At 55.1% G+C, this 20276-nt stretch carries 19 protein-coding genes; 9 read left to right on the plus strand and 10 right to left on the minus strand.

From position 1 onward, the window contains the following. Positions 1-97 precede the first annotated feature (97 nt). Positions 98-580: a VOC family protein gene (locus tag ACUN9X_RS06875; protein WP_445472599.1), complete on the minus strand. Its 483-nt coding sequence runs from the start codon at positions 578-580 to the stop codon at positions 98-100. Positions 581-926: 346 nt separating this feature from the next. Between ACUN9X_RS06875 and ACUN9X_RS06880 the strand changes: the two genes are divergently transcribed. Then, a complete protein-coding gene (locus ACUN9X_RS06880; protein WP_445472600.1) occupies positions 927-1673 on the plus strand; it encodes an SDR family oxidoreductase in 747 nt (248 codons plus the stop codon). A gap of 103 nt (positions 1674-1776) precedes the next feature. On the opposite strand, the gene ACUN9X_RS06885 is transcribed toward ACUN9X_RS06880, so the two are convergent. Then, positions 1777-3360 carry an arylsulfatase gene (locus tag ACUN9X_RS06885; protein ID WP_445473192.1) on the minus strand — a complete coding sequence of 528 codons (1584 nt, stop codon included), beginning with the start codon at positions 3358-3360 and terminating at the stop codon, positions 1777-1779. A 509-nt stretch (positions 3361-3869) separates the two neighbouring features. Between ACUN9X_RS06885 and ACUN9X_RS06890 the strand changes: the two genes are divergently transcribed. Further along, complete coding sequence (locus ACUN9X_RS06890) at positions 3870-4670, plus strand: enoyl-CoA hydratase (RefSeq protein WP_445472601.1); 801 nt, start codon at positions 3870-3872, stop codon at positions 4668-4670. 40 nt (positions 4671-4710) lie between these two features. Here ACUN9X_RS06890 and ACUN9X_RS06895 read toward each other — a convergent pair whose 3' ends face one another. Then, positions 4711-5010, minus strand: a complete 300-nt coding sequence (locus tag ACUN9X_RS06895; protein WP_260036360.1) for a 2OG-Fe(II) oxygenase — start codon at positions 5008-5010, stop codon at positions 4711-4713. A gap of 331 nt (positions 5011-5341) precedes the next feature. Between ACUN9X_RS06895 and ACUN9X_RS06900 the strand changes: the two genes are divergently transcribed. Both ACUN9X_RS06900 and ACUN9X_RS06905 read left to right on the plus strand, forming a co-directional pair. Beyond that, positions 5342-6070: a hypothetical protein gene (locus ACUN9X_RS06900; protein WP_445472602.1), complete on the plus strand. Its 729-nt coding sequence runs from the start codon at positions 5342-5344 to the stop codon at positions 6068-6070. Positions 6071-6388: 318 nt separating this feature from the next. Then, a complete protein-coding gene (locus ACUN9X_RS06905; RefSeq protein ID WP_260036357.1) occupies positions 6389-6532 on the plus strand; it encodes a DUF3096 domain-containing protein in 144 nt (47 codons plus the stop codon). Between the two features lie 40 nt (positions 6533-6572). Here the strand turns inward: ACUN9X_RS06905 and ACUN9X_RS06910 are convergent, their stop codons facing one another. From ACUN9X_RS06910 to ACUN9X_RS06930, 5 genes are all read right to left on the minus strand, one after another. Continuing rightward, positions 6573-7451 carry a hypothetical protein gene (locus tag ACUN9X_RS06910; protein ID WP_445472603.1) on the minus strand — a complete coding sequence of 293 codons (879 nt, stop codon included), beginning with the start codon at positions 7449-7451 and terminating at the stop codon, positions 6573-6575. 15 nt (positions 7452-7466) lie between these two features. Next, complete coding sequence (locus ACUN9X_RS06915; RefSeq protein WP_445472604.1) at positions 7467-7871, minus strand: hypothetical protein; 405 nt, start codon at positions 7869-7871, stop codon at positions 7467-7469. A gap of 210 nt (positions 7872-8081) precedes the next feature. Next, on the minus strand, positions 8082-8696 hold the full coding sequence (locus ACUN9X_RS06920; RefSeq protein WP_445472605.1) for a TetR/AcrR family transcriptional regulator: 615 nt from the start codon (positions 8694-8696) through the stop codon (positions 8082-8084). A 62-nt stretch (positions 8697-8758) separates the two neighbouring features. Next, positions 8759-10513, minus strand: a complete 1755-nt coding sequence (locus ACUN9X_RS06925) for an aldehyde dehydrogenase family protein (RefSeq protein ID WP_445472606.1) — start codon at positions 10511-10513, stop codon at positions 8759-8761. A gap of 22 nt (positions 10514-10535) precedes the next feature. Further along, the gene (locus ACUN9X_RS06930) at positions 10536-12155 is read right to left on the minus strand and encodes a GMC family oxidoreductase (protein WP_445472607.1); all 1620 of its coding nucleotides are present in this window, start codon (positions 12153-12155) and stop codon (positions 10536-10538) included. 308 nt (positions 12156-12463) lie between these two features. On the opposite strand from ACUN9X_RS06930, the gene ACUN9X_RS06935 reads away from it, so the two are divergent. The 5 genes from ACUN9X_RS06935 (at position 12464) to ACUN9X_RS06955 (ending at position 17706) form a co-directional block, all read left to right on the plus strand. Then, the gene (locus tag ACUN9X_RS06935) at positions 12464-14074 is read left to right on the plus strand and encodes a BCCT family transporter (RefSeq protein ID WP_445472608.1); all 1611 of its coding nucleotides are present in this window, start codon (positions 12464-12466) and stop codon (positions 14072-14074) included. Between the two features lie 135 nt (positions 14075-14209). Beyond that, a complete protein-coding gene (locus tag ACUN9X_RS06940; RefSeq protein ID WP_445472609.1) occupies positions 14210-15004 on the plus strand; it encodes a substrate-binding periplasmic protein in 795 nt (264 codons plus the stop codon). Positions 15005-15127: 123 nt separating this feature from the next. Continuing rightward, positions 15128-15832, plus strand: a complete 705-nt coding sequence (locus ACUN9X_RS06945) for a hypothetical protein (protein WP_445472610.1) — start codon at positions 15128-15130, stop codon at positions 15830-15832. Between the two features lie 381 nt (positions 15833-16213). Further along, positions 16214-16810: a hypothetical protein gene (locus ACUN9X_RS06950; RefSeq protein WP_260036341.1), complete on the plus strand. Its 597-nt coding sequence runs from the start codon at positions 16214-16216 to the stop codon at positions 16808-16810. Positions 16811-16839: 29 nt separating this feature from the next. Continuing rightward, positions 16840-17706: a hypothetical protein gene (locus ACUN9X_RS06955; RefSeq protein ID WP_260036339.1), complete on the plus strand. Its 867-nt coding sequence runs from the start codon at positions 16840-16842 to the stop codon at positions 17704-17706. 137 nt (positions 17707-17843) lie between these two features. On the opposite strand, the gene ACUN9X_RS06960 is transcribed toward ACUN9X_RS06955, so the two are convergent. Together ACUN9X_RS06960 and ACUN9X_RS06965 are read right to left on the minus strand one after the other, a co-directional pair. Further along, on the minus strand, positions 17844-19043 hold the full coding sequence (locus ACUN9X_RS06960; RefSeq protein WP_260036337.1) for a CynX/NimT family MFS transporter: 1200 nt from the start codon (positions 19041-19043) through the stop codon (positions 17844-17846). Positions 19044-19160: 117 nt separating this feature from the next. Further along, entirely contained in the window at positions 19161-20177 is a 1017-nt protein-coding gene (locus ACUN9X_RS06965; protein WP_445472611.1) for an AraC family transcriptional regulator ligand-binding domain-containing protein, read from the minus strand. Between the last annotated feature and the right edge of the window lie 99 nt (positions 20178-20276).

The raw sequence follows: 20276 nt of genomic DNA on the forward strand, positions 1-20276 counted from the left end.
CTGTAAAGGGTAGACAGGGAGTTTAACTGAAATCAGTTCGGTCTGACTCGCCGCGACGCTTAAGGTCCTCTGGATAGAGGCTTTTTACTGACTCGGCTTAGCCCCGCCTTGCCGCTTCAATGGTGGCGACATCAATTTTGCCCATCTGCATCATGGCCTCGAATGCCCGTTTCGCGGCCGCGGGGTCTGGGTCGGTGATTGCCTCCGTCAACACGACCGGCGTAATCTGCCAGGACAGGCCCCACTTGTCTTTACACCAGCCGCAGGCGCTCTCTTCTCCGCCATTACTGACAATCGCGTTCCAGTAACGATCGGTTTCTTCCTGATTGGCGGTGGCCACCTGAAATGAAAAAGCCTCGCAATGCCTGAATGCATCGCCACCGTTCAGTCCGAGGCAGGGAATGCCCAGAACCGTGAACTCAACAGTCAGCACATCGCCTTCCGAGCCTGCCGGATAATCCCCCGGGGCATGATGCACCGCATCGACTGAAGAGTCGGGAAAGGTGTCTGCATAAAAACGGGCGGCTTCCTCGGCGTCGCCGTTGTACCACAGGCAGATAGTGTTTTTGGGATGATTCATGGCGGTTTCTCCTTGAATGATGTGGCCGGCCTCCATAGCCTTGTCGCACAGCCGCATTAAAGATCGACATTGTTCGATAAATTTAATCTTTGACCAACGTCACACCAAAAAGCGGTTGGCGTGAGTGACGCAATAAGTGGCGCCAGTTGGCCGGTTTTCAGATTCATAAATCCCTCCCACATTGTATCCTGGTGTACGCTTTTCAGTGGTCCATAACCCGCTAGGAATCAGCCCAACGGCGCGACACAACACCGAACGAACGCAGATTGTGGCGCATCTGGCCTTTTGCTGTGCCTTGCCAGTCTGATTAAATGGCAGTCCTTTCGATAACAACAAGGCACCACCAATGCGACAGAATATTCTGATCACCGGCGCCAGCACCGGACTCGGCGAAGGTATGGCCCGTGAGTGGGCGGCCAAAGGCTGCAATCTGGCGCTCTGCGCCCGCAGGGCTGGCAAGCTTGAAGCATTGCAGCGTGAGCTGCAGCAGGCCTATCCGGAGATCCGGGTATTGGTTCGTGGGTTGGATGTGGCTGAGTACGATCAGGTATTCGACGTGTTTCAGGGTTTCCGGCATGAACTGGGAAGTCTTGACCGGGTGGTGGTGAATGCCGGCATCGGCAGTTCCCAGCCGATCGGCCGCGGGCACTTTGAGGCCAATCGCCAAACGGCGGAGACCAATTTTGTGGCGGCTATTGCCCAGAGCGAGGCGGCGATGGCGATTTTCAGGGAACAGAACAGCGGCCATCTGGTGTTGATGTCGTCGGTCAGTGGCGTGCGCGGTTTCCGTGGTTCAATGAACGTCTACGCCGCCACCAAAGCAGCTGTTGCCACGCTGGCAGAGGGTCTGCAGCTGGATACGCGAGGCACGCCGATAAATGTCACCAATATCATGCCCGGGTATATCCTCACCGATATCAATCGCGACACTAAAAACGCGCCTTTCCGGGTGGATCTGAACACCGGTGTGAAAGCGCTTGTGAAAGCGATCGAATCCGAAAAACGCCGTGCTTATGTGCCCTGGTGGCCGTGGACTCCGCTGAGTTACGTATTGAAGGCCATGCCCTTCGGGTTATTCGCCAGGGCGATGTGATTGTCCGGGGAAGTACTGCGACTTCGTGAGGTTCGATATGAATGGCTTTCTCGGAAAGGAAGCGCGCCCATCGCAGGGCGCGCTTCAATGAGAACCTGGCTGATCAGCGTGCGCCGCCAGTTTCCTTCAGTTTCTCTACAACACCATTGAGGTTGAATGAACCTGGCTTTTGGCTCGGTGGGTAATCAACGAATGTCTGGGCGAACTGGGCCGCCGCTGCCTGCATTGGAACCAGGATAAAGGCGTGATCCAGAAACCAGTCGTTGTATGTGTTTGCGTTGTGCTGTGCCTTCTCGAACGGGTCGCGGCGAAGGTTGAACAGCAGCGGTACGCGCAGTTCTGTAAACGGCTCCCGCCAGACTTCAAAGGCTTGTGCCCGGTTTTCATAGAACACGGCTTTCCAGTCTGACATGCGGATCGCGACCATCTGGCCGTCATCGTTGAAGTACCAGAACTCCTTGCGCGGAGATGCAGCGATGTTGTCGTTAATCGTTTTGAAACTGCCGGCTTTGGACAGATATTCGGTCATGTCGTAGCCGTCGATGTGATTTTTGTAGGTGCGTCCGATGGCCTTGTAACCGTCGAGCAGGTCTTCCTTGATATCGTCTTTTCCTGCTGCGGCTGCAAAGGTAGGTAGCCAGTCCTCATGAGCGACGAGACCGTTCAGCGTTTGCCCGGCAGGGAAGTGCTCCGGCCAGCGGACAAAGGCTGGGACACGGTAGGCGCCTTCCCAGTTTGAGTTCTTTTCACTGCGGAACGGCGTGGTGCCAGCATCCGGCCAGGTGTTGTAATGCGGGCCGTTGTCTGTCGAATAGAACACGATGGTGTCATCCGCGATGCCGAGTTCATCGATGAGATCGAGCAGCTCGCCAACATGTCGGTCGTGTTCGACCATGCCGTCGTGATATTCATTGCCACTTGGTCCACTGATGCCCGTATTCTCTTCCTTGACGTGGGTGCGGAAGTGCATGCGCGTGGCATTCCACCAAGTGAAAAACGGCTTGCCTGCGTCGTGCTGCCGTTTGATGAAGTCTTTTGCGGCCGCCACGGTTTCATCATCGATAGTCTCCATGCGCTTTTTGGTCAGCGGTCCGGTGTTCTCGATGGTTTGTGTGCCGTCACCATTGGCTTTCGCTTTAAGCACACCACGTGGGCCCCATTTCTCCGCGAAGGTCTCTCCGCTGGGCAAGACATAGTCTCCCGGGTAATCACGATGCTCGGGCTCTTCTTCCGCGTTGAGGTGGTAGAGGTTGCCGAAGAACTCGTCGAAGCCATTATTGGTTGGCAAGTGCTCATCCCGGTCGCCGAAATGATTCTTGCCAAATTGCCCCGTGGCGTAGCCAAGGGATTTCATGACAGCAGCGATGGTGATATCGGTTTCCTGCCAGCCCTCTTTTGCACCGGGTAGGCCAACCTTAGTCATACCGGTACGAACTGGTGTCATCCCGCCGACGAAGGCGGCTCGCCCGGCCGTGCAGGACTGTTGGGCATAATAGTCAGTGAAGGACACGCCTTCGTGGGCGATGCGGTCGATATTGGGTGTTTCGTATCCCATCATGCCGCGGTTATTGAAGCTGATGTTCTCAGTGCCAATATCGTCGCCCCAAATTACCAGAATATTGGGTTTGTCTTGTTGGGCAAACGCCCCTGTTGGCGCCAACAGCCAGCTCGCTGATAGCAGTATCATGAACCTTTTGATCACGGGTAAGTCTCCTGGTTTGCTGAGATATAACGAGCTCACGGTTGCGCGGACAGGTTTGCAGGCGTTTCACCTGCAAACTCGTTAAAGAACTCTGTGCAAAAGACATCAAAATATTAGTCGCCCATTCTGGGTAGCGCCAGCTGCTGGTGGCAGTTTTGAACGTCGATACGCCGCTGTTGAATGTGTTGGAAGGTTCAGAATGAAGAGGAACCTTGCAGTGACTGAGAGTCATTAAACGGCATGAACATTACAGTTTGGGTAAAAACGTTGCGTGCCATGGACTGAAAACTGCGGTGATAAAGAGATGCGGGATAATCAGAACTGAACGCTAAAGATCGGGTTTGAATCAATTCCTCAGTCAAGAATAGTGAGGTCATCCCCAACTTTGGTGGGCCACTTCGATACTACGAAAGTGGCTTCGACAGCGCCCTTCGTTTGACCAATACTGGCAATACCAACTGGGACAACAGAACTCGTCGAGAGGAGGGGGCCGAATGTCGCGCGCCGTAAAAGAACAGGAACCGCTGGTCCGCAAAAATACAGATGGAGGGATTACCACGCTGACCCTGAGCCAACCGGAGCGGCACAACAGCCTGTCGATGGCAATGCTCGAAGCTTTGTCTGTTGAGTTGGACAGTATTGCTGCGGATGCGGACACCCGGGTTGTAGTGATTGCGGCGCAGGGCAAGGTGTTTTGCGCAGGGCATGACCTCAGGGAAATCCGTGAACAGTTTGGTGACGCGGATTTTCAGCTGGCCCTGTTTAACCAGTGCAGCAAGGTGATGCAGCAGATCATAATGCTTCCCAAACCGGTGATTGCCCGGGTGGCGGGTGTTGCAACCGCCGCAGGCTGCCAGCTGGTTGCCAGTTGCGATCTTGCGGTAGCGGCCAGCAGCGCCCGGTTTGCGACGCCCGGCGTCAACATTGGGCTGTTCTGTTCTACGCCGATGGTAGCGCTGTCCCGGAATGTTTCGCGTAAGCATGCGATGGAAATGCTGCTGACCGGCGAGATGGTCAGCGCCGAGAGGGCCGAGCAGATTGGGCTCGTGAACCGTGTTGTAGAAGAATCGCAGCTGGACGAAACGGTCTACCGGATCGCGCGGACAATTGCAGATAAATCCGGACATACCCTGAAAGTCGGCAAAGAGGCGTTTTACCGGCAGCTGGAAATGCCTCTGAACGAGGCGTATGCATTCACTTCCAATGTGATGGCCGAGAACCTCAAGGCTAATGATGCCCAAGAAGGCATCTGCGCTTTTCTGGATAAGCGCAAGCCGGATTGGACGGATAGTTGATCAGCGTGTTTGTGCCGTTACCTGCACGTCTGCCAGTTCGTCATGCGCTTAGCGCGAAACTGAGCAGCCATCGGTTTCCACGCTGGATCTTTTCCACGCGATGCTGATAGAGATCGGGACGGAACAGGATGAGTCGCCCGAACAGGTTGAATACGTTTTTCTCGCACACGAATTCCCCGCCGGTTTTGGGCTTTACCAATACGCAGTTGAGCTTGTATAGCTTCCCCTGCTCGACCATATCAATGTGAGGCCCGACTTTATGGCCTTCAGGGTAGCGCACGAGATAGATATTCAGGCGCTTCGACCGAAATAGAATCCGGTTTTTCACAGATGCCGGCATCGTCTGCTTGCTCTGGAGTGAGTGTGGCGAAAAGTTTGCTGGATTTGCGAGGCAACGGTCAATGATCGATTTGAACTCGATGCCTGCGACAGTGTTGCTAGTCGCCTGTAAGGGCCGTCACGGAAAAGTTGTTTATCGGGATTTGAGGCGGAACCTGAGACACTGGGTGAAAGGACATTACGCCCCGGGTGGCGGCTTATAGCGGATCTTGAAGAGACATGCGTCTGATTGATCATGGCGAGTATCGGAATAAATATGTCCCACTTTCGCCGGGCTCATGGCTAAATGCATTTTAGGGGGAATTGATCCCGCTTCATGGAAGACATGCTGCATGGATGCATCAGAAGACCTGAAAAAGCTGATAGATGCCACTAACCAATGGACCGTCAAAACCCGGGCGGGTCGGTTGCTCTCATCAATTTTTGGCTTGATTGGATTGCTGTCCGTTGCGTCAATTGGGGAAACCATTATTGAGCTTAAGGGTTTCCTCGTTAACGGTGTTGAGTTTTATCGGGTGTGGACCGGGGTTCTGATCGAGTGGGTCTCTCATTTGACCGGCTGGACTATTCCGCAATTTGGAATGGATGTTTGGGTCGCTTTTGCGCTTTTGATACTGCCGTTTCTCCGGCGCTACCTCAGGCTGAGTTTCGCGGTATCCAGACTAAGGCCATATTTCGCGCGCTCGTTGTACAGCGCAAAAAGCGAAGATGAAAAACTCCTGATCCAAATGTTTCCCGCTTTATGGTCGTTGACGGGTAAGTATGGATCCACGCTTTTATACTTATGCGGCGCTTTTGGCCTGATTGTCTTTTCGATCGCTTATCCGCCGGGCACGAAAGAGGTTACAAGTTATCGTACTGGGTTGGCGTTTGCGCTGTTCTATCTGGTACTGACGCTGGTTGTTTTGTTGAAAATGCGAAAACATACGCTTGCTGAAATGCATGTGACTGCGATGGCGTCTTTTGAAAAAGATGCGATGCAACTGCTTATAACGGCATGGTCTATGCCCCTTTTCGTGGCCATGATTGCGGCGGTTTCAAGTGCTTTTTTGAATGAATGACCTGATATGTTTCTAGCAGTTCATGCTGGTTATCCGGAGTGACTCGACTGGCATGGAGGGGTTCGACTCAAGAGAATACGGCGTCCTCAATCAGTCTTTTCTCAAATAGTGTGACGCAGATGAACCTCTGTCTGCTGTTTATGATTCGGTCTGCTGTGTCAGATGGAATCAGAAAAGCTAAAAAAATGGCAAGGCAGGGTTAACACAGCGGAGCATATCGTTTTGCTAGGCTTGGAGTAGTGGACGATTTGTCGGTTAAGGCGACACGTCACATTTATCCTTGTCCCTGATCCGGGATACTCAATAAGGAGTCATTGTATGACGCTTCATCTCGAACTGGCGCCGTTGATCACTCTGGGCGCCGGCGTGGCCATACTGTTCTTTCCGCGCCTGCTTAACTATATCGTGGCGGCCTATCTGATTGTGCTCGGTGTATTGGGCCTGTTGGGGCAGGGGTTCTGAGTAAGCTGGATGTGCCGTGGGCGTGCAGGCTGGCAACTGATTATTCGAAGCAGGTTGACACAGCCGGCGGTGCGCTGGAAAGACGCGGGGCGTAACCCAGTCGACGGCGATCCTCCATGAACTTACGCATTTGCATTTCTGCATCGTCCATAACATCGCTTGATGGCGGCGCTGTCAGTTCCGGTATGGGCTGCTCGTCTTCGGTGCTCAGCCCCAGGGCATCGTGCCAGAGCGTCCGATAGGCGAGGTACTTGGCGATCAATTGAGGCTGGAGGGAATCAGTTTCAGGTGTACCTGTTTCAGTGTTAAGCAGTTTCCATTGATACGCTCGGGCCAGCAAACTCAGAGCGTATACCTGGCCGTTGAGAGCCGCCTGTCGTGCCCAGTGGATACCGTTTTCCATTGACGCGTCTGTGTCTATATCGGAATTCGACTCTGGGATTGCGACTGTTTCATCTGCATTGTAGATTTTGTCAGCCAGAAACCCTGCCCCCGGCATGGCCGCGTTCAGTTGGCGTTGGGCCAGCACCGTCATGGCGCTTGCTGATCCGACCTGCGCTAGGCGGGTGAGTTGGCCGGCAGACATGCCGTGAAGCTGAAGAATATCGTCCCGCATACCCTTGGTATGTCCGCTCTGGTAGGGAAACCCATTGGCCCGATACCAGTCATTGAGCGCCTGCTCACGGGTGGATACATGATCGCAGGCGGGCTCATTGGAGACGGCAGTTTGTTTGGGTTTCATGACAACTGCACCGGTTACCGATTGGCGGTCAATTGACGACGGCTTCGGCACTACGGTAATGGTTTTGTGGGGGGCTGGCGCCGGCTGCTGCTCCTCATGGAGCAGCAGCCAGAACAGGCTGGCTGCACAGATTAGCAGGCCAGCGAGGATGTAAAAGGGTTTATACCCGTAGACCATCTGAGTTATCCGGTTTTACTTGGAGCCCAAGCGGCAGGCCTGACCGAAGCTGAAATCATCGGCTGCCTGACGCCATTCATCACCGCAGTCCCGATCGAAGGCGCCCCCGAACTCGCTATCATAGAAAGCGCAGGCATCGTGATCCATGCAGTCCTTGGTGTAAAAGCCGGCGCCATTATCACTGCCACATCCTTCGCCGCATCGCCCCATGCAACCGGTATCGAAGCCGGAGTTAGCGGGATTTCCCGGTGCGGATTTGGTTGCCTGGAACCATTGTGACCGGTTTGAATTGCTGCGATCGCCCCACTGGGCTTTAACCCACTGGTCGTTGTTCAGGCAGGTGATACCTTCGTTCTTGCCATCCGCTAACGCGGTGTGGCTGATCAGAATGACAAACAGAGTAATTAGCAGTTTTTTCATCGCACCTTTTCCTTTTGTATTTATTAATTAAGGCTGGGCGTCCTTTGCCAATGGCTTTCCATTTTCGATAGCGAGTCTCTCACAGAGATTGGTATGAACCGACAGGTTTTAAGGTAAAAACAGGTCAAAGTCGCGCCGCAAAAGGCGCGTGGAGCAGGGGGCGAAGTTGGCAGGGGCAGGGTGAGGAGCCCGCAGAATTAAGCGAGCCCGCTAGAAAATGCGCGCCAATGCGCGACGCATCTCTTCGACAAGGCGGTCTCGGGGCAAACCGTTACCGGAGATGGCGTTCTGCATGTGGAAGCGGAACAGGCCGTCGATCATGGGGTAGCCGTAGGTGCTGAGTGCCGGGTCGCTGACCCCTGCCTTGTCCGCGGCCACGTCGACGGCATTGATCAACATGGTTTCGATCTCTTCGACAACCGGTCGGAAGACCGGGTCAAACAGGGCCTGTACCCGGATGTCGTACCAGAGACGGTGAGTGGTGGCATCTTCGATAATGGATGTCGTCAGTGATTCGGCAAATGCGTCAATGATGGCGTCACGACCGGAGGCATGGGCAATCGATGCCTGCAACCGCTCCGAGAACGTGGTCTTGTACGCCCGAACGCAATACAGGATCAGCTGGGTGCGGTCTTCAAAATAATAATGAAGAGACCCAAGCGAGAGGTCCGCTCTGGCCGCAATGTCCCGCAAGCTGGTATTGGCGTATCCCAATTCCTGCAGAACCAGCTGCGCGCTTGTCGCGATCTGGGCTTTTTTCTCCTCCCGTTTAAGCTCCTTGCGCTCTGTGCGGCGTTGGAGCTTTTCGGAAACTGCGCTCGTCATGACTCTGTTTCTCCTGGCTACCGGACGACGCGCGGGGCGCCCGTCCGGCAAAGCCGTGCACCTTATCCCAAAAGGGCGTGATAGAAAATGCGGGGAAGCCGGTGCCATGCAGGTCGATACTGGAACTGCGTGAGCAGGCGGCCGATGTGATGAGAACGCCGGTTAGTGATAAACCAGGGTGGTCGGGGCAGCAGGCTGAACTGCCCGCCCAGCATTGAGCGGGGGAATGGCCGGAACGGTGCTTCAACGACGGTGCGTTCAGCTGCATCGAACATGAAGGTGTTGTGTACCGTGCCGATGCCGCTCTGGGCATCATCCAGCGTGTGACCGGGGAACGCGCCCCAGGGGCAAGCGGTCATCAAAAAGCCCAGCCCCGTCCAGGCGTTGATCGCAATGGTGCCGTAGCGAAGCTCGGCGAGGATTTCCTCGAACCGGTCACGCCCGATCTCGCGGATTGTGGCGGGATGTATCAACACATTGGCACCCAGCGTGCCGTGCAGCTCATTGTTGGCAAACTCGATGGCGTCGAGCAGGTATTGCTCAGCGTTGCTACCCGGCAGTCTTTTAATCGAAAGCGCGGGTGCGAATACCTCGTTGTTACAGAACCAGGGGGCGTCGTCCAGGTCGTTCATCACCACCGCTGGTGCCTTGCCTCTGCTGATACGCGTTGGTTGAGCGGCCTGGCTGGCGAATTGCTCAAGCCGATCCTCGGCTCCCGGGTAATAGGCCGGGCGTGAAGACTGTCCGATGATGCGCTGAACCGCATCCAGCAATGACGCGGACTGGTCCCAGCCATCGGGCATGATCAGGGCCTGGCAGGCGACACAATTGAAACCCGAGTTGTGAAGCTTTTGGGTGGCAATATGCTCGGCCTGGAACTGCACATCGGCCGGTGACCAGGGGCCCGGCACAACAATTGTCGGGCAGACGGCGCCAAGTTCGGACGTGATGCGCTTGTCGATTTTCGGGGTGCCGGCCTCGCGGTTGGCCTGGCCCTCTGCGCCGGTGCCCCAGACGATGGCGTCGTGAGTCGATTCCGCTCCGGTAATATGGATTTCTTCCACGCTCGGGTGATTGGTAAGCCAGGCACCGACGTCTCCACCCCCGGTAACAATGCGCAGGGCGTCCCGCTCTATCAGTGGGCGCAATGCCTGCTCAAGGTGGGGCGTCAGGTAATCGTTGACCGGGTTCATCTTCAATACCACGACCTGGTGTTCAACAAAGAGCTTCTGGAATGCATCCAGTGGTGCGATGGCGGCAATATTCCCGGCCCCCAGCACCAGCGCTACACGCCCGGTACGTTGCTCTGCTGGTTGGTCGTAGCTTTGGGCGGTGTGGTTGGCGAGATTGCTGGCATCGATACCGGGTTTCATCCAGACCTCGGCCGTCACTCCGGAGAGCAGCAGTTGATCCCAAACGGAATGCGGTGTCACTCGTGCAGCGGTCTGGCCATTCGGCAGACTACGCAGCGGTATCTGATCCAGAAAGGTTTTACCGGGCATACCTGAAAGCGTTTCAATCAGGCCGTTGCAGGCGCCCATGAGAGCATAGGGCCCGGATGTCCATTCTTCACCGACCAGTGGTGAATCGGTCGGAAGCTGCTTGGCTTTGGCTGCCGAGTCGACCCATGCCGGCGCTACACCGTCAAGCGCAGTGCGAATGTCCTCCAGAATGCTGATGCGTTCGGCTATGGAAGTGCGGGCCCAGGTATCACGGGCCGACACCAGCGAAGCGACCGCCTGTTCGACAGCGGGGAACGGGTTTTCGTTTGGGGCGTTGCGATCCGTCAGGGCTTCTTCTTGTTTCTGACTGGTCATGTTTTAGCTCCGGTCTAAAGCGTTAAGGTGCCAGACGGCCGCGAATCAGATCCGCTATCCGCTCGGCAATCATGATTGTGGGGGCGTTGGTATTACCGCTTACCAAGGTCGGCATGACGGAGGCATCAACGACGCGTAGCCCGTCAAGCCCATGGACTTTCAACTCGGGATCCACAACCGCCATCTCGTCTGTGCCCATTTTGCAGGTGCCGATGGGGTGATAGATGGTGTCCGCTCGGGACCGGATGTGCTGCTCCCATTCGTTGTCGCTCAAATCACCATGAATACCGAATAGCTCCTTGTACCGGAACGGCTCCATGGCAGGGGCTTCCAGGATCTCGCGGGTTAGCTTCGCGCCCTTGATGGTGACCTCCAGGTCACTGCGTTCAGCCAGGAACTGCGGGTCAATCGCCGGAGCTGCTGTTGGATCACTGCTATGCAGGAATACCCGCCCCCTTGATTTGGGGTGCAGGTTGCAGACATGACAACTGAAGCCATAACCCCAATGCAGTTTTCGGGCATGGTCATCGACGATCGACACAACAAAGTGGAGCTGCAAATCCGGGCGATCCAGTGACGGATCTGATTTCAGGAAGGCCGCACCCTCGGCAAAGGGCGACGACAGCAAGCCGGAGCCATCTCGCCGCCATTCCTTCAATGCCCTGATCATGTTGCCGACGGCTTGCCCACCGAAGCCGAAGTTGTCGGTGTCGCGGGTCTTATAGGCCAGAATAAAGTCCAGATGATCCTGCAGGTTCTGCCCGACGCCGGGGAGCTCATGATGCGTTTCAATACCATGCGGCTTGATGTCTTCCGGGCGCCCCACACCGGATAGCTGAAGCAACTGGGGCGAGCCAAATGCGCCGGCAGCCAGCAGAACCTCACGTTTAGCCGTTACTTGTCCATCCTGACCTTTTTGGCGATACGCAACACCTGTTGCCCGTTTGCCCTCGAAAGTAATGCGGGTTGCATGGGCATCCGTGAGGATCGTCAGGTTGGGGCGCGTGTCCCTGATTGGATGCAGGTATGCGGCAGCGGTAGAGCAGCGCTGACCTTCGCGTTCGCGGCTGTGGAACTGGGTGACCTGGTAGAGCCCGACACCTTCGTTGTCGCCATCGTTGAAGTCATCGGTAGCGGCATGGCCGCATTGTTTGGCAGCCTCAACAAATGCACGTGATATGGGACGGGGAGAGTTCTGATCACTGACATGAAGGGGGCCGTCAGCGCCATGGAATGCGTTTTCGCCATGCTCGTTGTTTTCAGCCTTGCGGAAGTAAGGCAGGACATCATCCCAGCCCCAACCGGTGCAGCCCTGTTTAACCCAGTCATCGTAATCTTCCCGATGGCCGCGCACATAGAGCATGGCGTTTATCAGGCTCGACCCCCCAAGGCCTCTGCCACGGGGTTGATAACCGATGCGACCGCCCAGCCCCGGCTGAGGCTCGGTATTGAATGCCCAGTTATTGATCTTGCCATGGCCAGGCATCATCGCCACCACGCCGGCCGGCGTCCGGATCAGCATATGGTCTTTGTTGCTGCCCGCTTCGAGCAGGCAAACCGTCACATCCGAATCTTCGCTTAGTCGGGATGCCAGAACAGCCCCGGCGGAGCCACCGCCCACAATTACGTAGTCAAAGGTCATGACCTCTCCCTCTTTTGTTGTTGGATAAGGACAGGCACGCGCCGGATTCAGTCTTGAAGTTTCGACGCGCATGACAAGAGTAGATCACTTGTTTTGGTCATTTGTCCAAATTTTTTGTTGCCCTCGGTTTTGTTGGCGAAAGAGGGCTTTGACAGTAGCTTGCTGGAAGCTGTCAGGTGTTGATCCTGAAATTTATTTCCCTGCTATTTGGTAGCAATTTCAGGGCATTATGTTGTGACTTGCAGAGTGTAATTTGCCCAGTTCCGTAGAAGCGGCCTACCTTTCAATTAATCAAAAGGAGACCGCTAATGGAAAAGCTCGCGCAAAGGCTTGGTTTGAGGACAGACCCGACCATATTTTTCGTTTCCGCCGGCATTATGGTCATCTTTCTGGCGGCGCTATTGCTGGCACCTGAAGCAATAGGCGAAGCCTTCGGCGCCGGGCGAGCATGGATCGTCACCAACCTGGGCTGGTTTTTCATCTTCGGCGTAACCAGTTGGGTGGTGTTTTTGCTCTGGGTGGCGTTCAGTCGTTACGGTGCAATCCGTCTTGGCGGTAACGATGCAAAGCCGGACTATGGCAATGCGTCATGGTTCACCATGCTGTTTGCAGGCGGCATTGGCACCGTGCTGATGTTCTGGGGCGTGGCTGAACCTATTTCGCACTTCTCCACGCCACCGCGGCCCGATGTCGCGGCGTTCACCGTGGAAGCGGCTGACGATGCCATGGGATTCGCGATTTATCATCTGGGGCTTCATACCTGGGCGATCTTTACGTTACCGGGGCTGGCGTTCGCTTACTTTATCTATCGCTATAACCTGCCGATGCGTTTCAGCTCGGTCTTCTATTCGCTGATCGGCGACCGGATTTACGGCCCTGTCGGCAAAACACTCGATATTTTTGCTGTGCTCGGCACCTTGTTTGGTGTCGCCGTGTCCGTCGGGCTGGGGACTCAGCAGATCAATGCCGGGCTTTCCGAGTTGTTCGGTGTGCCGGAGACGGTCACAACCAAGGTGCTCATTATTACGGCACTCACGACTGTCGCCGTGTGTTCTATCGTGGCGGGGCTTGATAAGGGCGTGAAGCTGCTATCCAACATCAACATTGCCATGGCGATCGGGCTCATGCTCTTCGTGTTGATAGCGGGATCAACCGTCTTCCTGTTGCGCGCTATTGTTGAGACCTTCGGGCTTTATATTTCCAATATATTGCCGTTGGCGTTCTGGAACGATGCACTGGCGGAGTATACACACGAGCAGGGCGGCTGGGGCTGGCAGGGTAACTGGACGGTGTTCTACTGGGCCTGGACCGTGACCTGGTCTCCGTTCGTCGGAATCTTTGTGGCACGAATTTCACGGGGTCGCACCATTCGCGAATTCGTACTCGGGGTTCTGTTTGCCCCGTCTATTTTTACGCTCGTCTGGTTCGCTATCTACGGCTGGTCAGCAATGGAAATTGACGGTATCGGAGCGGATGCCCGCGCTGCTCTTGGCGCGCAGGCGGGGTCACTGTCAGCGGCGGTGGAAGAGAGCATTCCGCTGGCCATGTTCGCGTTTTTTGATCACTTCCCGGCGGCCACACTGATCAAGGGACTGGCGGTGGTGATCGTGGCAATTTTCTTCGCGACGTCCTCGGACTCAGCCTCGCTTGTGGTCGATATGTTGTGCACGGGCACCGCTGATCCGGGCCCCTGGCATCAGCGGGTATTCTGGGGCGTTTCGGAAGGCGTGCTGGCGGCCATGCTTATCGTGCTTGCAGGTGACGCGGGGCTCACTGCGCTGCAGCAGGTCATCACGGTAGTTGGCTTGCCGATGTTTATATTGGTGTTTGCGATGATGTTCGCGCTATACCGAGGCTTAACACAAGAGAACCTCACCGAAGTAAAAGTTGGCCAACCACCCAGACTGGAGGAGTTGTAGTTCAGGCGTGCGTGGTCAACGGTAGAGCCATCGAAAGCAGATCTGTTGCGGTTGTCGGGGCGTAATTAGCAGTTAAAATGCAAGCTGCTAAACTGCCCTTGTACGTAGTTTCCGTAAACATGATGTGGTCGCGTTATGACACTGTCGTCTTTCCCTGTATTGCTTGTTTCCGTGATGGTGTTAGTTATGGCTAGGGCTGTTGACGCCCGGGGCGAGGAGCCTGTTAACGCCTGGACGCCGGAAAGTCTGACTTATTATGCTGAAGATTATGCGCCGGCAAACTATCTCGAAAACGGGGAAGTGACGGGGCTGACGGTGGATAGCCTGCGTCTGATGTGGAAGCAGATGGGCGTGGCAGAGCAGCGTATCAACATAGTGCCTTGGGCGAGGGGCTATCGTGAGGTGCTCCAGCAACCGGGATCCGTGCTTTTCACCATGTCTCGCACGCCGGAGCGGAAATCACTGTTCAAATGGATCGGGCCGATTTTTGTTGCCCATCACGTGCTCATCGCGCGGCGTGATTTTGACAGGACGATCACATCACTGGCCGATGCCTCTGATTTGGATGTGGCCGTGGTAATAAATGATGTCACCCACCAGGAATTGTTGGCATCAAAACATCCCGAGGCGCATATCAGTTCGGTGACGACAAGAAAGCAGTTGCTGGAAATGCTCTCTCGGAAGCGCGTGGATTTGATATTGATGTCGCTCTCAGGGTTTCAGCAGGTTGTTGAAAGGGAGCAATACTCAACCGGTGACTTTCACGTGGTGGTAAGGGTCAGTTCAGAAGGAAACTTCATCGCTTTTCATAAAGAGACCCCCGACGCCTTGATCCAGCGCTTCCAGTCAGCATTAGAACAAACGCGCGATCAGCGTCAGGCGCTCCTGAGCAAGTACAACATATCCGAGTCGGCTTACGCTGTTCAGTAGGCTGTAAGGCGCAAGCCCGTTGCTGCTTTAATCGCTCGACACCCTCCAGTCAATCGAACGTCTGTCATCGTGACCGCCTCCGGCATTAAACCCGAGGCCTAGACAATAGATGATCCGTCGGATTTGGCTGTTGCTGCGAATGGCGATGCTGTCGCTGTGTGGAGTGAGAGTGGTGATCTCTATGCGAACCGCTATACGGTAGCTACTAAGAGCTGGGGAACGCCCGTGTCGCTCGAAAACCTAAGTACGAGTGTCTACGAGGGGCAAGCGGCCATCGATGCAAGCGGAAACATTTTGGTGGTGTGGGGTCAGAGATTCAACTCTGTGAATCGCGTCTATGCCAATCGCTACTCCGCAGCTAAGGAAATGTGGAGCGGCGAGATCTTGCTAGATGAGGCTGATTTTTTTGCCGACAACCCGGATGTGGCTATTGATCCCAGTGGGAATGCCCTGGTGGTATGGTTCCAGGCGAATGCTCCAACGGTCGTGAGCGTTTTCGCGAAACGTTATACCATCGCTGATGACAGTTGGAGTGGTGCCGTTGAAATTGAAACCAGCAGTGTTGATGCCTTTCTTCCGCAAGTAGCCATGGATGCGAATGGTAACGCGTTAGCAGTGTGGAGTGAGGAAGATGGTTCGGGTAACACTACCATTCACGCAAATCGCTATGCTTCCGCCAGCGCAAGCTGGGGCTCTGATATCCTGATTCAATCGGACAGCGAATCAGGCGAGAATCCGAGATTGGCTGTTGGTGCTAATGGCGAGGCTATGGCTGTTTGGCAACAGTATGGTTCTTCTCGCGGTATCTCCGCTAACCACTTCGATTGATACTTGCTCGTCATCCCCCGGCCAGGCGTTCGGGGGATGATGAATGACGTAAGTAAAACCGCGACTTATCTCCCCTCCCCATACCGATTCTGTTCTGTTTTTTCGGCATATCGGGCTCTGCTGCCAGCACCCAATTGCTGACCTGAGTGAAAACTTAAAGAGCTGCCGTGCCCTGAAATGGCTCCCCAGCCAATATATGCAAACTCATTTACTGTTTGTGGTCTTGGATATATTTCGACACGCAAAATAACAAGTATTTATTAGCTTCCTGATATAAGTGGGCTGCATACTCGTTCCAGTTTAAAGCGCGGAAAGGCTCATTATTATTGAGTCGGACGGCACCGGTTACAAGCTCTCATTAAATGGATAAGGAATAATTAAATGCAAAAGTGTTATATTTTTGCCTCTGCCGTCTTACTGTCTTTTCCCGTTATTACAACTGCAGATGAAACGATTGCGGACGATCTGATCGTGCAGGCGAGCCTCTGTGCGGGTGAGGGTTGCGTCGCGGATATCGAATTCGATTTTGATACCCTGCGTCTTCAATCACCGACGCCTCAAATTGAATTTCAAGACACCAGTGGCTCCGCAAGCTTCCCGGGTGACGACTGGAGCGTTGGTATTACTGATGGTGGTTCCGCAACACCTACGACTTTCTTCATCAAAAACCTGACCCACAACCTCGACGCTTTGGTGATCTCCGCAGACGGGGATGTTGCTTTGGGGGCCGGCGCTGCAATCGTTGCCGAAGCGGTTTCTGTGGGTGATTTGGGCAGCGAGCGCAGGGTGACTCACGTAGCTGATGGGGTCGATGATAGTGATGCGGTGAGTTTGGCCCAGTTCAATGCATTTAAGACGACCGCTACAACTTCCGTTTCAGGTGATGTGGAGGCGCTGGATACTCGCCTTTCCGGACTGGAAACTCGGCTATCGGATCTCGTAACGCGCCTTGAGGCCGTTGCGACCCAAGCCAATTGATTTCAGCCGTTCAGTCAGGAATCCAGCTAATGAGAATTTTTCAGTTTGGCGTATTTGCGCTATGTACCTTGGTATCACTGCCTTCTTACGCCGATCAGGTGAAAACCGATGACCTGATCGTGCAAGGCAATCTTTGTGTAGGCGTTGATTGTGTTAGCGGTGAAGTTTTCTCTTCGGGAGCGCTGAAGCTCAAAGAAAATAATTTGCGTATTCGCTGGTATGACACCTCGGCCGCTGCTGGTGCAACCGTGCGTAAAGTATTGCCCAATGGGTACTTTGACGGTGGAGTCGGTCAGTCGTGGCGAATGGAGGCTAATCAATCTGCGAATGGCGGATTAAATGCTTTCTATATCAATCAGCAAAGCATTAACAGCTACACGGTATTAAGTGATGGCACAGCCCCGGACTACGACTGCCCAGCTGCTCCCAATACTGTTGTGGGAACCATTCCCGAAGGGTCGCCTATAGAAAACAATTTACAGAACTGCTTGCCAGTCCGGCAGTTCTTGCAGGTAGACAGTGTTGTGCTTGGTGGCACTACTGGAAGCGGCGTTGCCTTGGGGGCCGGGGCAGAATTTGCGGATGGTCAAGTGAGTCTTGGAAGCGCCGAACTACGCCGTCGCCTGGTTCATGTGGCGGCTGCAATTGCTGACTCCGATGTGCTCACCAAGTCGCAGTTGGATATTGGTCTGTTTCAGGAACAAAGCAGACTTATGGATGAGCTCGAGGCATTACTGGACTCAGCTGAAGCTGAAATTGCGGTTCTGGAAGCGGCGGTTCTTTCCGATACAGCAAGCAACCGCTCAGGAAGGAAAGGTGGGATTGGTGGAATGGATTGGTTCGTATTGCTTCTCCCGCTGCTCGCGTTGGGTCTGAGGTTTCGAAAGCAAAAATGAACGCCACGGGCATGTGGCTGAAGGTATCTATGCTTACCTGAAGCTCATGCCGTCACCGATTAGTGGGATCTATTCTCTATCAGGATTCATTCGGCCCCTATTTTGCGGGGGGCCTTCCAGCCCTGCAGCCAACGTAACTAGCAGCTCTCCGCCGACTCCCCAACATACCGATCCCGCCCTGCAGCTATTCCAAACCCCAGTGCCGCTATGCCAATAGCCCCCAAAAATATGCCGGCGACCTGCCAGTCGTCGAATGCATCGTGCAGCAAGCCCAGCGCCAATGGGCCGATTGCGGCCATGGTGTAACCGACGCCCTGCGCCATGCCGGATAAACGTGCGGCCATATCCGCATCGCGGGCCCTGACTGCCAGTAAGGTAAGCGCCATGCTGAAAGTGCCGCCCTGGCCGAGCCCCAATATAACGGCCCAGAACCACACGCCGCTGATGGGGGCATAAATACAACCGGCTATACCGCTGACGGTCAATATAACGGCAAGCGCCAACATCGCACGTTGATCTCGCATGTGGCTGCTGATCCAGGGGAAAGCAATGGCAGTTGAAATCTGGGTCAGTATGGACACGGAAAGCCCCAGTCCGGCGTCGACGGGTGACAATCCTCGGTCCTGTAAAATCGTTGGCAGCCAGCCAAAAACCGAGTAGGCGAGGGATGACTGTAACCCCATATAGAGCGTGACCTGCCAGGCCAGGCGATCGCGGAACAGTGACCGTTCGGGTTTGATGTGGGTTTTGGGCACGTGCTTGCCATCGAGTTGACACCACCAGATGACTGCGGCGATCACCGCCGGCACCATCCATATCGCCAATGCGGCCTGCCAGTCATTGCCAAAGGCGATGCGCATTGGCTCGGTCGCGCCGGCAGCGGCGGAGGCTCCCAGGCAGAGTACGGCGGTGTAAACACCGGTTAGCAGGCTGGCCGAGCGGGAGAAATCGCGTTTGACAATACCCGGCAGCAAGACCCCCATCACGCCGATACAGCCACCGGCGATAACCGTGCCGATGAACAAACCTGTGATGCCGGCATACGGGCGCACAAGCAGAGCCAGCGCAAGCACGATCACGGCCGCCAGTACGGTTCTGTCCACGCCAAGACGTCTTGCCGCCAAAGGCGCTACGGGTGCAAGCAGCCCCAGAAACAGCACGGGCAAGGTCGTCAGAATACCTTGCCCGGAGGATGACAATGACAGGCTGTCGCCGATTTGGGAGAGCACTGGCGAAACGCTGGTTAACGCGGGTCGCAGGTTCAGTGCAACGAGCATCAGACCGAGCAATGTCAGTGCGACCGAAGGCGCTCGGGATGTCGGGGCAACATGAGGCATGAAGGTCGATTCCTGTTGATAACAATGGTGACTGGCGGGCAGCTTTCCGTAAACGCCATGATTTTGCATTGCCGTGAACTGGCGGGTTGGACAATATCAGATCAAGCCGTTGCGATGTCAGGCGTTCTGTTGACGCAGATACTCCGAAGGCGTCATCCCCGTTGCTTTTCGAAAGGCCCGGGTGAAATTGGCCGAATCCTGGTAATCCAGCCGATAGGCCGTTTCAGTCACGCTAAACCGGTCATTCACCAGATAGTGTTTGGCTCGCGTCATGCGTGCGGTTTGCACCAGGTCGCGAAAACTGGCGCTCTCATTTTGCAGTCGTCGGTGCAATGTGCGAGATGACATGCCGAGCTGAGCGGCGATGGCCTCCTGATTACGCATCGGGGCAGAGTCTTGGGTTAGCAGTTCGAGCAATCGTCCTGCCAGACTTCTCTGGTTGTTAAGCGACTTGAGCTCTCGCTCGCACTGTTCGATGGCCCGCTCGTGAGCGCTCTGGTCTGCAAGCGCAAATGGCACCTCGAGCTGTGTTTCGGGGATCGAAAAAAAGGCATCTGGCTGATCGAACACAATGTCATGGATGGCCGGGCTGAGGCGCGCTCTCAGCTCTTTCTGCTCAGAGCATGTCAGGGCCGCTTCCAGCTTCAGATCACCCATCAGAAAACGCCCCATTACGTCGAAGCTGGCCAGCAAGGTATGCAGTATAAATTGTTCAGTGCGTGACGAGATGCCGGGTGCCGGGATGATCTGGAGTTGGGCGCAACTCCCGGTGCGATTGAGGTCCAGTGTTACCAGTGAGGTGATAAGCGGGAAGTAGCGAATGGCGACTTCTATGGCTTTGCCTGCATTGGCAGTGGTCAGGCCCGCATAACCGGCGGCACCGTGCGCGCTGATATTAAGATGATGGCCCAGCAGGACACCCGGCAGTTTTTCACGGGTTTGTTGCTCCACATTCAGCAGGAACCGGTCAAGGGCATCATGATGAACATACCGACCCGGGCTCTGAAGTGCTTCAGTGCTCAGCCCGGTGCCGTCGAGCAGATGATCAACGGGGTCGCCGGCTTGGGCGAGCAATTTGCACAGGCTGTGGATGTAGCGCGCAGCCGTTGAGGCCTGCACTTGCGGGGTGTCCATCGCCGGGCCTTTATTGTTTTGTTTGTTTGAATCAGTGTCTGAAAATGACAGCAATCTGTCAATTGGCAACCTGCAGGCCCTAACGCATTCGCTCAAAGT

This window comes from Marinobacter sp. V032 (assembly GCF_052645435.1).

Bases quoted from the DNA above. Each gene is read 5' to 3' on its own strand.
- ACUN9X_RS06875 (WP_445472599.1), bottom strand. From the start codon at position 580: ATGAATCATCCCAAAAACACTATCTGCCTGTGGTACAACGGCGACGCC.
- ACUN9X_RS06880 (WP_445472600.1), top strand. From the start codon at position 927: ATGCGACAGAATATTCTGATCACCGGCGCCAGCACCGGACTCGGCGAA.
- ACUN9X_RS06885 (WP_445473192.1), bottom strand. From the start codon at position 3,360: ATGATACTGCTATCAGCGAGCTGGCTGTTGGCGCCAACAGGGGCGTTT.
- ACUN9X_RS06890 (WP_445472601.1), top strand. From the start codon at position 3,870: ATGTCGCGCGCCGTAAAAGAACAGGAACCGCTGGTCCGCAAAAATACA.
- ACUN9X_RS06895 (WP_260036360.1), bottom strand. From the start codon at position 5,010: ATGCCGGCATCTGTGAAAAACCGGATTCTATTTCGGTCGAAGCGCCTG.
- ACUN9X_RS06900 (WP_445472602.1), top strand. From the start codon at position 5,342: ATGGATGCATCAGAAGACCTGAAAAAGCTGATAGATGCCACTAACCAA.
- ACUN9X_RS06905 (WP_260036357.1), top strand. From the start codon at position 6,389: ATGACGCTTCATCTCGAACTGGCGCCGTTGATCACTCTGGGCGCCGGC.
- ACUN9X_RS06910 (WP_445472603.1), bottom strand. From the start codon at position 7,451: ATGGTCTACGGGTATAAACCCTTTTACATCCTCGCTGGCCTGCTAATC.
- ACUN9X_RS06915 (WP_445472604.1), bottom strand. From the start codon at position 7,871: ATGAAAAAACTGCTAATTACTCTGTTTGTCATTCTGATCAGCCACACC.
- ACUN9X_RS06920 (WP_445472605.1), bottom strand. From the start codon at position 8,696: ATGACGAGCGCAGTTTCCGAAAAGCTCCAACGCCGCACAGAGCGCAAG.
- ACUN9X_RS06925 (WP_445472606.1), bottom strand. From the start codon at position 10,513: ATGACCAGTCAGAAACAAGAAGAAGCCCTGACGGATCGCAACGCCCCA.
- ACUN9X_RS06930 (WP_445472607.1), bottom strand. From the start codon at position 12,155: ATGACCTTTGACTACGTAATTGTGGGCGGTGGCTCCGCCGGGGCTGTT.
- ACUN9X_RS06935 (WP_445472608.1), top strand. From the start codon at position 12,464: ATGGAAAAGCTCGCGCAAAGGCTTGGTTTGAGGACAGACCCGACCATA.
- ACUN9X_RS06940 (WP_445472609.1), top strand. From the start codon at position 14,210: ATGACACTGTCGTCTTTCCCTGTATTGCTTGTTTCCGTGATGGTGTTA.
- ACUN9X_RS06950 (WP_260036341.1), top strand. From the start codon at position 16,214: ATGCAAAAGTGTTATATTTTTGCCTCTGCCGTCTTACTGTCTTTTCCC.
- ACUN9X_RS06955 (WP_260036339.1), top strand. From the start codon at position 16,840: ATGAGAATTTTTCAGTTTGGCGTATTTGCGCTATGTACCTTGGTATCA.
- ACUN9X_RS06960 (WP_260036337.1), bottom strand. From the start codon at position 19,043: ATGCCTCATGTTGCCCCGACATCCCGAGCGCCTTCGGTCGCACTGACA.
- ACUN9X_RS06965 (WP_445472611.1), bottom strand. From the start codon at position 20,177: ATGGACACCCCGCAAGTGCAGGCCTCAACGGCTGCGCGCTACATCCAC.